This window comes from Shewanella sp. LZH-2, assembly GCF_016859145.1.
GTDB lineage: Bacteria > Pseudomonadota > Gammaproteobacteria > Enterobacterales > Shewanellaceae > Shewanella > Shewanella xiamenensis.
This window is the reverse complement of the sequence record NZ_CP069350.1, coordinates 1783527-1796054: the sequence shown is the minus strand read 5'-3', so window position 1 is coordinate 1796054 and position 12528 is coordinate 1783527. Positions and strand designations below refer to the sequence as shown.

General features: G+C 47.7%; 7 protein-coding genes, 2 tRNA genes and 3 rRNA genes. All 12 read right to left on the bottom strand.

Annotation, left to right across the window (positions count from 1 at the left end; translation table 11 throughout):
• Window positions 1–13 precede the first annotated feature (13 nt).
• Complete coding sequence (locus JM642_RS08040; RefSeq protein WP_037419558.1) at window positions 14–409, bottom strand: hypothetical protein; 396 nt, start codon at window positions 407–409, stop codon at window positions 14–16.
• Window positions 410–453: 44 nt separating this feature from the next.
• The gene (locus JM642_RS08035) at window positions 454–909 is read right to left on the bottom strand and encodes a GNAT family N-acetyltransferase (RefSeq protein ID WP_037419745.1); all 456 of its coding nucleotides are present in this window, start codon (window positions 907–909) and stop codon (window positions 454–456) included.
• 93 nt (window positions 910–1002) lie between these two features.
• On the bottom strand, window positions 1003–1605 hold the full coding sequence (locus JM642_RS08030; protein ID WP_088585445.1) for a GNAT family protein: 603 nt from the start codon (window positions 1603–1605) through the stop codon (window positions 1003–1005).
• Between the two features lie 361 nt (window positions 1606–1966).
• Window positions 1967–3097 carry a sodium ion-translocating decarboxylase subunit beta gene (locus JM642_RS08025; RefSeq protein WP_203433386.1) on the bottom strand — a complete coding sequence of 377 codons (1131 nt, stop codon included), beginning with the start codon at window positions 3095–3097 and terminating at the stop codon, window positions 1967–1969.
• 8 nt (window positions 3098–3105) lie between these two features.
• Complete coding sequence (oadA, locus tag JM642_RS08020) at window positions 3106–4941, bottom strand: sodium-extruding oxaloacetate decarboxylase subunit alpha (protein WP_203433384.1); 1836 nt, start codon at window positions 4939–4941, stop codon at window positions 3106–3108.
• An 11-nt stretch (window positions 4942–4952) separates the two neighbouring features.
• On the bottom strand, window positions 4953–5240 hold the full coding sequence (locus JM642_RS08015) for an OadG family transporter subunit (RefSeq protein WP_203433382.1): 288 nt from the start codon (window positions 5238–5240) through the stop codon (window positions 4953–4955).
• Window positions 5241–5801: 561 nt separating this feature from the next.
• Window positions 5802–5917 (bottom strand): 5S ribosomal RNA (gene rrf / locus JM642_RS08010).
• 222 nt (window positions 5918–6139) lie between these two features.
• Window positions 6140–9032 (bottom strand): 23S ribosomal RNA (locus tag JM642_RS08005).
• 282 nt (window positions 9033–9314) lie between these two features.
• Window positions 9315–9390 (bottom strand) — tRNA-Ala (locus tag JM642_RS08000).
• A 137-nt stretch (window positions 9391–9527) separates the two neighbouring features.
• Window positions 9528–9604 (bottom strand) — tRNA-Ile (locus JM642_RS07995).
• 70 nt (window positions 9605–9674) lie between these two features.
• Window positions 9675–11217, bottom strand: a 16S ribosomal RNA gene (locus JM642_RS07990).
• Together the 16S, 23S and 5S rRNA genes with 2 tRNA genes alongside form the textbook arrangement of a ribosomal RNA operon.
• Before the next feature lie 580 nt (window positions 11218–11797).
• Window positions 11798–12349 (bottom strand): D-glycero-beta-D-manno-heptose 1,7-bisphosphate 7-phosphatase, encoded by a 552-nt coding sequence (gmhB, locus tag JM642_RS07985; RefSeq protein ID WP_037426804.1) that lies wholly within the window; start codon window positions 12347–12349, stop codon window positions 11798–11800.
• Window positions 12350–12528: the final 179 nt, after the last annotated feature.

Below are 12528 nucleotides of genomic sequence, written 5' to 3'. Positions count from 1 at the left end.
CATAGTAACCACGTTACATGGTTGCCATTGTCCAATAATCGAGGCGCTTTTGAGGATCAGCCAGTAAGTTTTTACACTCTTCTTTATATTTCCCCATCAATACCCCGAGATTACTAGAGCCACCCAGGCTTTGTATTTGACGAGCTTTGGCATCGGCAACGGCTTGGGTCACCTCGGCTTCTGACTGGTATTTCTTCGCCAGATTTTCGGCTTCAACTTTAGACGCTTTTAAGCGTTCACCCACCGCTTGCATTTGTGGGGCATTCATGGCGCCAATCGCTTCAGAGCTAATTTGATAATAGGCTGCACATTCTATGGCTTCTTTAGCCAGAGCCTGTTGGGCTTCATCCGCAAACACGCTGTGGCTCATCGTCAGCATAAGACCTGCAATAGCAAAAGCTTTTAACATTGATATTGTCCTTTTTATTAGTAATTAAGAGTAAGCGACTTAAGCTAAGGATTTAGCTCAAGTTCATAGGTTACAAATTGTTGATCGCGCACAAACCCAAGTGCTTCATAAAGCCCTTGAGCACGTAAATTCTCTTTTTGGGTTTCGAGCACTAAATAACGTGCTCCTTGGCTACGAGCATAGTCTGCTGCCCGTTGTACCAGCGCCCGACCTAGCCCGACACATCGCGCATGCTGCGTGACAAATACATCATTCAGAATAAAAATCGGCGCTAAATTAAGGGATGAAAAACTGGGATATAACTGCACAAAACCCAAGCCTAAACCTTGAGGTGAGCGCGCAAAAAAAATTACCGATGACCCCTCATGCAAACGAGTTCGGATAAACAGCTCACCCGCCTCTACATCATCCTTACAGCCATAAAACTGCCGATACTCATTAAATAAAGGAGCAATATCATGACTGTGGGACTCATTAGCTTGAATGATTCTATTTGCCATCGGCTTAACCAACCTTAAGTCCATATCCATCTTGACGTCTTATCAAGCTATATCTACTCATAGTAGATATGCGCGATACGCATCCATCATTCCTTACACTACCAGTCGCTGTTGTAAGCGAAAGATTAAATGATGTTTCACCGTCGCCCACTCAGAATCAATAATGGAATAAACCACAGTGTCCCGAATGGTGCCATCCTTAAGAATTTTATTATTCCGTAAAACCCCATCTTGCTTGGCTCCTAAACGAGCGATGGCTTGGCGCGAAGCTTGATTGTGCCAATGGGTTCTAAACTCCACCGCAATGGCCTCAAGGGTTTCGAAGGCAAAGGTGAGTAGTAGCAATTTAGCCTCGGTATTAATACCTGTGCGCTGGGCGCGCTTAGCATACCAAGTGTAACCAATCTCTAAATGGCGATGCTCACTCTCCCAATGGCAAATGCGCGTACAACCCACAATCTCACCAGAAACTTTGTCTCGCACCGCAAAGGGAAAACTTTCCCCACGGGATTTTTCAGCTAAGGCTTTCATTACATAAGCTTTCATCTCACTCGGCTCAGGCACACTGGTAAACCATAAACGCCACAGTTCACCATCGGTGACCGCTAAGCTAAGTGCCGCCACATGGGATAACGACAAAGGCTCTAGAACGACATGTTCACCATTTAAACACGCTGAAAGATCATCATTGCCCATTATCTCGTCTCCATTAACGCGGTAAAAAGTGTGCCATTGCGCACACTTTTTACTAGCCTATCATTTATATAAAATAAAAAAACCCATATTTTCAATGTGATTATATAAATTGATGCTCAGGATAATGGCTAAGTTTATCGTAAGCTTCTCCGCCGAAAATGACAGGTTAATGACTAGGTGCATACCTGTCGCGATTAAGAACATGCAAAGTGTGGCCAAAGGAGCCAGAGCCTGATGATATAAAGCCCGCCAACACAACTGTTATTTAGGCAGGCAATATAACGATTAGTCCACTCGCTTGAGTAAGTGGTATAACCATCACACAGGGCTACTCACACTGTGTTTCGTTTCATTTATTTTATTAGCCGAGTACGGCAAGTAGTATCCCCGCAGCGACCGCAGAACCTAGCACGCCGGCAACATTTGGCCCCATAGCATGCATTAATAGAAAGTTATGCTGATTGGCCTCTAATCCCACTTTATTCACTACCCTTGCAGCCATAGGCACAGCCGATACTCCTGCCGCCCCAATCAGTGGATTAACCTTACCGCCGGATAACTTACACATCAGTTTTGCCATCAACACTCCTGCGGCCGTACCTATACCAAAAGCAAGGGCACCAAGTACTAAGATCCCCAAGGTTTCTACCCGCAAAAACTGCTCGGCCGATAATTTAGAGCCGACAGCTAAGCCCAAAAAAATCGTCACGATATTAATAAGCTCGTTTTGTGCTGTTTTTGAAAGCCTATCCACCACGCCCGATTCGCGCATTAAGTTACCCAGGCAAAACATCCCTACCAGTGGCGTTGCCGCGGGTAAAAACAGAATGGTTAAGCCTAATACCATCAGCGGAAAAATAATCCGCTCCTTTTTACTGACTTCCCGTAGCTGCTCCATTTTTATCTCACGCTCCGCTTGGGTTGTGAGTAAACGCATGATCGGCGGCTGAATAATAGGCACCAACGCCATATAGGAATAAGCCGCCACAGCAATCGCTCCAAGTAATTCGGGCGCAAGCTTTGAGGCGAGGAAAATTGCTGTCGGTCCATCTGCCCCACCGATAATGGCAATAGCGGCGGCATCCTGCATAGTAAATTCAAAGCCTGGCACCAGATTTAGGGCGATAGCGCCAATTAAGGTCGCGAAGATCCCAAACTGCGCTGCGGCACCGAGCAACAACGTCTTTGGATTGGCAATAAGGGCACTAAAATCTGTCAGCGCCCCGACTCCCATAAAGATCAGTAGTGGAAAAACACCGGTTTCAATCCCCACATGATAGGCGTAGTAGAGTATTCCACCCTCTTGGGTAAAACCTGCGTTGGGAATATTCGCCAGCACTGCGCCAAAGCCAATAGGCAACAGCAACAAAGGCTCAAATCCACGCACGATAGCGAGATATAACAGTAGCACTCCAACGGCCATCATTAAGACTTGCCCCGCGGTAAAATGGGCTATGCCCGTTTCGGCCCAAAACGCCAGTAAACCATCCATATAGACTCCTAGGCTAAGGCCAATAATTGAGAACCCACGACAACTGAATCGCCTTCTTTCACAAAGAGATGGGTAATAACACCATCCCCCTGAGCGCGGATCTCTGTCTCCATTTTCATCGCCTCAAGGATGATCACCACATCGCCGGCGCAAACCTTGTCGCCAATCCCCACATGCACTTTAAAGATATTGCCCGATAGCGGCGCACTCATCTTCAGCTTAATCTCGGCGGATTGAGCCAATGGAGCACTGTTTGAATGAGAAGTAGGGGCATAATTAAGCTGCGAAGCTACCTGTCCTTGAGGTTGGATCTGACTAATTTCGCCGCCCTCGGCAACCTCAACCACATAAGTTTGCCCTTCAACCGTGACGGTATAGGTTTCGGCCTCACGCGGCGTAGCTGGTAAGATTGGCGCAAGTTCAGGTTTAGGCTCAAATGCCGCCGGATTATGGCGATTCTTCAAAAACTGTAAGCCAATCTGTGGGAAGAGCGCATAAATGAGTAAATCATCGTCCGAAGGCTTTTTCTTACTCTCTAAGACGAGACTAATCCCTTGATCCTGCGCCTTTGATAATAACTCTGCACGCAACTTGCCTAACTCTGGTACGAGTAAATCCGCAGGACGGCAGGTGATCGCCACCTGTCCATTAAGTACTCTTGCCTGCAACTCTGAATTCACTGGCGCTGGCGTAGCGCCATATTCGCCCCTTAGCACGCCTTCAGTCTCTTTCGTCAACGATTGGTATCTTTGGCCCATCAGTACGTTGATCACCGCCTGAGAGCCAACAATTTGCGAGGTTGGCGTGACCAAAGGCAGAAAACCTAAATCTTGGCGTACCCGAGGGATCTCCTCCAGCACCGCATCTATCTTATCTAGTGCACCTTGCTCTTTGAGTTGACTCTCCATGTTTGTCAGCATGCCCCCAGGGACTTGAGCACGTAGAATACGGGAATCAATCCCCTTTAGCGCACCTTCGAATTTGGCGTATTTTTTGCGAACCTCACGAAAATAAGCTGCAATCTCCTCAAGTAATGCAAGATCATAGCCTGTTGCACGTTCAGTATCTTCCACCATGGCAACCACGGTTTCAGTTGCCGTATGACCATAGGTTTGGCTCATGGAAGAAATCGCGGTATCGAGCACATCGACCCCCGCCTCAATAGCCTTTTGATAGGTCGCCGTACTCAGCCCTGTAGTCGCGTGGCAATGCAATGAGAGCATGAGTTGAGTTTGTGATTTTAGGCGGCTGATAAGCTCAAAAGCTTCCATAGGCTTGAGTAAGCCCGCCATATCTTTAATACACAGCGAATGACAGCCCATGTCCTCAAGACGCTTTGCCATATCAACCCAAGTATCAACCGAATGAACAGGGCTAGTTGTATAAGAAATTGTGCCTTGCGCGTGCCCACCGACATCACGCACCGCTTTAACTGCCATCTCTAGGTTACGCACATCATTCATCGCATCAAAGATACGGAAGACATCGACACCATTGGCATGCGCACGCTCGACAAAACGTGTCACTAAATCATCGGCATAATGGCGATAACCCAATAGATTTTGACCACGCAATAACATTTGTTGAGGCGTATTGGGCATTACCTTTTTCAGTTCGCGGATCCTATCCCAAGGATCCTCACCTAAATAACGGATACAGGCATCGAAGGTCGCTCCGCCCCAAGACTCTAGCGACCAAAATCCCACTTTATCTAAGAGCGGTGCAATCGGAAGCATGTCATCTATGCGTAAACGCGTCGCTAAAATAGACTGATGTGCATCCCTCAAGACGACATCAGTTAACTGTAATGGCTTAGACGCCACTATCGAATTTACTCGGTTCATATGGCGCTCCATTATTTAGCCTGAGAACGATACTGCTGGACGGCTAAGCTAATCGCAGCCACCAATTTAGGATCTAAAGTGTTTACAGCTCCGGTTGAGCTCGCATCATTGACCTTTAACGGTTCTACTGCTTTGTGCTCTTCACGACACCACTTAGCAACCAGATTCACAGCTAATATCAATACACTTAAAAATAAATAGACCAGCCCCATCCCCAATAACATGATGCCAACAGCGTCTAATAACTGTTGCGTTAGCTCCCCTTTCACTGCCCTACCTCCTTCGCCCTTAACCAACATTCGCGTTTTAAATTAACAACCACACAACATCTGCATTGATAACAAATTTAATCGGCGAATGTAAATTGGTAAGACCAATTTACATAAGATCAGCAGCAAGTGTCTGAGGGATCCTTAGTGAACGACCGATAAAATGAATATTCGTTAATGAAACGGCAAAGCAGAAATTTTTATTGAGGAGTAATGACGAAATGAAGATACCAGCCAAGATGAAACCAAAAGCAAACATGGGCTGACAATAAGGTTCTGACTCACCCTTAAACGAGCATACGAAGAGTACAAGCTTTAAATTTACTGATTAGTCCTATAAGGACAAAAATCAAAGAGGTCTCAATACGCTACAGTATTTAGACCAAGCAGCCATTTAAATGAATGATGCTAAGGGTGTTGGAGAATGAAGAAAACGGAGCAATGAGGGGCTCTCTGTTTACATTGCGTATGAGGCGATAAATTAAAGAAGTCAGTGATTAGAGAAGTATTTTGAAGAATAGAACGTTGAAATTCAAAACACTAAATGCAAAAAAGCCAGCTTATTCAGCTGGCTTCATTGTTTAATTAGGCGCTTGGCGATGACCTACTCTCACATGGGGAGACCCCACACTACCATCGGCGCGATTGCGTTTCACTTCTGAGTTCGGGATGGGATCAGGTGGGACCACAATGCTATTGTCACCAAGCAAATTCTTACTGGTTAATTCTACGTCTGACGGCATTGTTTCCTCACTCCAGTGCTCATGTACTACCGTACACTCCGCCCTTCGCTCGTCACGGCTTTGTCTGCCGTACAATTACCTGCGTAATTAACCTTTATTTGTTAATTTAGAAAGCTGTTTTGAGTATCACTTCTTAAGTGTTCATATTCAAGCTAAGTGCTACTTAGCAAAACCCATCTGGGTTGTATGGTTAAGCCTCTCGAGTCATTAGTATCAGTTAGCTCAACGCCTCACAACGCTTACACACCTGACCTATCAACGTCCTAGTCTCGAACGGCTCTTTAGTGGACTTAAAGTCCAAGGGATGACTCATCTTGGGGCTCGCTTCCCGCTTAGATGCTTTCAGCGGTTATCGATTCCGAACATAGCTACCGGGCAATGCCATTGGCATGACAACCCGAACACCAGCGGTTCGTTCACTCCGGTCCTCTCGTACTAGGAGCAACTCCCCTCAATCATCCAACGCCCACGGCAGATAGGGACCGAACTGTCTCACGACGTTCTGAACCCAGCTCGCGTACCACTTTAAATGGCGAACAGCCATACCCTTGGGACCGACTTCAGCCCCAGGATGTGATGAGCCGACATCGAGGTGCCAAACACCGCCGTCGATATGAACTCTTGGGCGGTATCAGCCTGTTATCCCCGGAGTACCTTTTATCCGTTGAGCGATGGCCCTTCCATTCAGAACCACCGGATCACTATGACCTACTTTCGTACCTGCTCGACGTGTCTGTCTCGCAGTTAAGCTGGCTTATGCCATTGCACTAACCGTACGATGTCCGACCGTACTTAGCCAACCTTCGTGCTCCTCCGTTACTCTTTGGGAGGAGACCGCCCCAGTCAAACTACCCACCAGGCACTGTCCTTACCCCAGATAATGGGGCCAAGTTAGAACATCAACACTACAAGGGTGGTATTTCAAGGACGACTCCATCAGAACTAGCGTTCCAACTTCATAGTCTCCCACCTATCCTACACATGTAGGGTCAATGTTCAGTGCCAAGCTATAGTAAAGGTTCACGGGGTCTTTCCGTCTAGCCGCGGGTATACGGCATCTTCACCGCAATTTCAACTTCACTGAGTCTCGGCTGGAGACAGCGTGGCCATCATTACGCCATTCGTGCAGGTCGGAACTTACCCGACAAGGAATTTCGCTACCTTAGGACCGTTATAGTTACGGCCGCCGTTTACCGGGGCTTCGATCATGAGCTTCTCTTGCGATAACCCAATCAATTAACCTTCCGGCACCGGGCAGGCGTCACACCGTATACTTCCTCTTGCGAGTTTGCACAGTGCTGTGTTTTTGATAAACAGTTGCAGCCACCTGGTATCTGCGACTCCCGTCAGCTTAGAGAGCAAGTCTCATCACCAACAAGAGCGTACCTTCTCCCGAAGTTACGGTACCATTTTGCCTAGTTCCTTCAGCCGAGTTCTCTCAAGCGCCTTGGTATTCTCTACCCGACCACCTGTGTCGGTTTGGGGTACGATTCCCGCTAACCTGAAGCTTAGAAGATTTTCCTGGAAGCATGGCATCAACTACTTCATCCCCTTGGGGACTCGTCATCAGCTCTCAGTGTATAGTGACCCGGATTTGCCTAAGTCACCCACCTACCACCTTAAACGCGGACTACCAACGCCGCGCTAGCCTAGCCTTCTCCGTCTCTCCATCGCAGTTAGCGGAAGTACAGAAATATTAATCTGTTTCCCATCGATTACGCCTTTCGGCCTCACCTTAGGGGTCGACTCACCCTGCCCCGATTAACGTTGGACAGGAACCCTTGGTCTTTCGGCGAGGGGGTTTTTCACCCCCTTTATCGTTACTCATGTCAGCATTCGCACTTCTGATACCTCCAGTGTGGGTTACCCCTTCACCTTCAACGGCTTACAGAACGCTCCTCTACCGCGCAACTCTAATGAATTGCACCCGTAGCTTCGGTGGTATGTTTAGCCCCGTTACATCTTCCGCGCAGGCCGACTCGACTAGTGAGCTATTACGCTTTCTTTAAATGATGGCTGCTTCTAAGCCAACATCCTAGCTGTCTAAGCCTTCCCACATCGTTTCCCACTTAACATACACTTTGGGACCTTAGCTGACGGTCTGGGTTGTTTCCCTTTTGACGACGGACGTTAGCACCCGCCGTCTGTCTCCCGAGTAGTACTCATTGGTATTCGGAGTTTGCAAAGGGTTGGTAAGTCGGGATGACCCCCTAGCCTTAACAGTGCTCTACCCCCAATGGTATTCGCTCGAGGCGCTACCTAAATAGCTTTCGAGGAGAACCAGATATCTCCCGGTTTGATTGGCCTTTCACCCCCAGCCACAAGTCATCCGCTAATTTTTCAACATTAGTCGGTTCGGTCCTCCAGTTGATGTTACTCAACCTTCAACCTGCCCATGGCTAGATCACCGGGTTTCGGGTCTACGCCTTGCAACTAAACGCGCAGTTAACACTCGGTTTCCCTACGGCTCCGCTATTCGCTTAACCTCGCTACAAAACGTAAGTCGCTGACCCATTATACAAAAGGTACGCAGTCACGGTCTCAAGAACCGCTCCCACTGCTTGTACGTATACGGTTTCAGGTTCTATTTCACTCCCCTCACAGGGGTTCTTTTCGCCTTTCCCTCACGGTACTGGTTCACTATCGGTCAGTCAGGAGTATTTAGCCTTGGAGGATGGTCCCCCCATATTCAAACAGGATATCACGTGTCCCGCCTTACTCGTTTTCATCAAAGGTTAGTTTTCGTGTACGGGGCTATCACCCTGTGCCGCTGGACTTTCCAGACCATTCCACTAACACCCCTCTGACTTAAGGGCTAATCCCCGTTCGCTCGCCGCTACTAGGGGAATCTCGGTTGATTTCTTTTCCTAAGGGTACTTAGATGTTTCAGTTCCCCTCGTTTGCCTCATTAAGCTATGTATTCACTTAATGATGACCGCTTATGCGGCCGGGTTCCCCCATTCGGACATCGTTAGCTCAAATGCTTGTTACTAGCTCGCCAACGCTTTTCGCAAGTTACTACGTCCTTCATCGCCTCTGACTGCCAAGGCATCCACCGTATACGCTTAGTCGCTTAACCATACAACCCAAATAGGTTTCACTTGCGTGAGCCACTTGAATTGTTGCGACCAGCTGGTTTTACTTGTCTCATCTTCGACCAAGAAGATGGACTCGCCTTAGACTTGAATATTCAAGACACTTAACAAGTGTTTTAAGAACTCAATTTTTTTCGTATTAACACAACGACAGACATCATTGTATTAACTACTATCAGCTTTCCAAATTGTTAAAGAGCGGGCTTAAAAAAGCCAAAGATAATGTTTTAGTTTATCTTTGGCATCTCTAACCATAATGCAGTAAATGGTGGAGCTATGCGGGATCGAACCGCAGACCTCCTGCGTGCAAGGCAGGCGCTCTCCCAGCTGAGCTATAGCCCCATTTACATGCAGTGCGAGTAAATAAGATGTTCCAAACCTCTTAAAGGATTGGTTTGCCAATCATTTCTTATCAAGGCGGACAGTGGCGACGTTTAGTTCACTAAACGAGTCACTTTCCAACGCTGATAAGGAAGGATTGGTGGGTCAGAGTGGACTTGAACCACCGACCTCACCCTTATCAGGGGTGCGCTCTAACCAGCTGAGCTACAGACCCATCTTTTACTCTATCTTCTATCAAGCAAATCTGTGTGAACACTCAACAAACATCGAGTTAGTCGTATAGGTAAGGAGGTGATCCAGCCCCAGGTTCCCCTAGGGCTACCTTGTTACGACTTCACCCCAGTCATGAACCACAAAGTGGTGAGCGCCCCCCCGAAGGTTAAGCTACCCACTTCTTTTGCAGCCCACTCCCATGGTGTGACGGGCGGTGTGTACAAGGCCCGGGAACGTATTCACCGTGGCATTCTGATCCACGATTACTAGCGATTCCGACTTCATGGAGTCGAGTTGCAGACTCCAATCCGGACTACGACGAGCTTTGTGAGATTAGCTCCACCTCGCGGCTTTGCAACCCTCTGTACTCGCCATTGTAGCACGTGTGTAGCCCTACTCGTAAGGGCCATGATGACTTGACGTCGTCCCCACCTTCCTCCGGTTTATCACCGGCAGTCTCCCTAGAGTTCCCACCATTACGTGCTGGCAAATAAGGATAGGGGTTGCGCTCGTTGCGGGACTTAACCCAACATTTCACAACACGAGCTGACGACAGCCATGCAGCACCTGTCTCACAGTTCCCGAAGGCACAACCGCATCTCTGCAGTCTTCTGTGGATGTCAAGAGTAGGTAAGGTTCTTCGCGTTGCATCGAATTAAACCACATGCTCCACCGCTTGTGCGGGCCCCCGTCAATTCATTTGAGTTTTAACCTTGCGGCCGTACTCCCCAGGCGGTCTACTTAATGCGTTAGCTTGAGAGCCCAGTGTTCAAGACACCAAACTCCGAGTAGACATCGTTTACGGCGTGGACTACCAGGGTATCTAATCCTGTTTGCTCCCCACGCTTTCGTGCATGAGCGTCAGTCTTTGTCCAGGGGGCCGCCTTCGCCACCGGTATTCCTCCAGATCTCTACGCATTTCACCGCTACACCTGGAATTCTACCCCCCTCTACAAGACTCTAGTTCGCCAGTTCGAAATGCTATTCCTAGGTTGAGCCCAGGGCTTTCACATCTCGCTTAACAAACCGCCTGCGCACGCTTTACGCCCAGTAATTCCGATTAACGCTCGGACCCTCCGTATTACCGCGGCTGCTGGCACGGAGTTAGCCGGTCCTTCTTCTGTAGGTAACGTCACAGATGAGCCGTATTAAGACTCACCCTTTCCTCCCTACTGAAAGTGCTTTACAACCCGAAGGCCTTCTTCACACACGCGGCATGGCTGCATCAGGGTTTCCCCCATTGTGCAATATTCCCCACTGCTGCCTCCCGTAGGAGTCTGGGCCGTGTCTCAGTCCCAGTGTGGCTGATCATCCTCTCAGAACAGCTAGGGATCGTCGCCTTGGTGAGCCATTACCTCACCAACTAGCTAATCCCACCTAGGTTCATCCAATCGCGGAAGGCCCGAAGGTCCCCTCCTTTCCCCCGTAGGGCGTATGCGGTATTAGCAGTCGTTTCCAACTGTTATCCCCCTCGACTGGGCAGATCCCTAGGCATTACTCACCCGTCCGCCGCTCGCCACCTCAGGAGTAAACTCCCTTGTGCTGCCGCTCGACTTGCATGTGTTAGGCCTGCCGCCAGCGTTCAATCTGAGCCATGATCAAACTCTTCAATTAAAGTTTTTTGTTTAACTCGCGTTAAACGACTCAATGAATTCTACTGTTTTGATTCGCTTTGCTCACTAAGGAAGCATCGCGTTTCAATTCATACATTACTGTATGTACATATTGCTATGAACACTCATTCATTGATTTAATTCTTTGATTACTCGCCAAACGGCAGAGTAATTTCGATTAACTCAACACCTGTGAGTGTCCACACAGATTTGCTTGATAAATTGTTAAAGAGCATGGTTATTTACCTTAAGCATTTAGCGCTTTTGGCTTTCACCGTTGACCCCGCTGGGCCAGTGGATGCGCATTATAGGGATGTCAGATTTTACCGCAACCCCTTTAGGCAAAATAATTAGAAAAAGCGATGTGAATGCGCATTTTTTAAACCAAACCTAGGTTTTAGCGCCTAATTCGCTGTAATTTCCATCACTTTGGCTATCTTTATCGCCTGATAACGCCGTTAGCATCGGTCACTAAGCAAAACGATAAAGCCAATACCGCACTTTTTATTGTTAAGCTCGCGCTTCAAGTTCAATCTCACGGTTCAAATAGATTGATGCACGCTTTAAGTTGCAAGAATAGGCTATTTCTTTAAAAAACCCGGTACATCGGCAATGCTATCGAGCACCACAGACGCCTCGCTATCATTAGCAATGGCTTTACCAGTACGGACGAGGATACGTGTCGGCACCCCTGCAGCTTTGGCCGCGAGCATATCGTCGGCTTTATCTCCTACCATCACAGATTGGGACAAATCGATTTTCAAAAATTTTGCCGCGTCGAGTAACATTCCTGGTTTGGGTTTGCGACAGTCGCAATCGACTTTATATTCACCAATCCCTTTTTCATTATGGTGCGGGCAATAATAAATACCATCGAGGTCGACACCTTTATCGGCAAAGTTCCAATCCATCCATTCGGTGAGACTGTGGAATTGGTCTTCGGTATACATGCCACGGGCAATTCCCGACTGATTAGTGACCACCACCAATTTGTATCCCATTTGCTTTAATGCAAGGCACGCCTCAAATACGCCTTCAATATATTCAAAGTCATCTACCTGATGCACATAACCATGATCTTTGTTGATCACACCATCACGGTCCAAAAAAACGGCTCGATTGACTGCACTCACAGTACTACTCCACTCACAAAAAACAGCGCTTAATGCGTAATTTTACTATTATTCCATCCATTGCAAAAAATTGCACCGCGAAGTTGACGGATACCACTTAGCAATTTGAGCTTGATTCATATTCTGACAATTCATTTGCCATCGTAACGCCTATAAATGGTCGATTAACACATCTTTAA

What these genes read in the sequence shown, in the direction of transcription:
- JM642_RS08025 (WP_203433386.1), bottom strand. Translation starts at nt 3,097, where the DNA reads ATGGATGGTTTACTGGCGTTTTGGGCCGAAACGGGCATAGCCCATTTT.
- JM642_RS08035 (WP_037419745.1), bottom strand. Translation starts at nt 909, where the DNA reads ATGGCAAATAGAATCATTCAAGCTAATGAGTCCCACAGTCATGATATT.
- JM642_RS08040 (WP_037419558.1), bottom strand. Translation starts at nt 409, where the DNA reads ATGTTAAAAGCTTTTGCTATTGCAGGTCTTATGCTGACGATGAGCCAC.
- oadA (WP_203433384.1), bottom strand. Translation starts at nt 4,941, where the DNA reads ATGAACCGAGTAAATTCGATAGTGGCGTCTAAGCCATTACAGTTAACT.
- JM642_RS08015 (WP_203433382.1), bottom strand. Translation starts at nt 5,240, where the DNA reads ATGTTGGTTAAGGGCGAAGGAGGTAGGGCAGTGAAAGGGGAGCTAACG.
- JM642_RS08030 (WP_088585445.1), bottom strand. Translation starts at nt 1,605, where the DNA reads ATGGGCAATGATGATCTTTCAGCGTGTTTAAATGGTGAACATGTCGTT.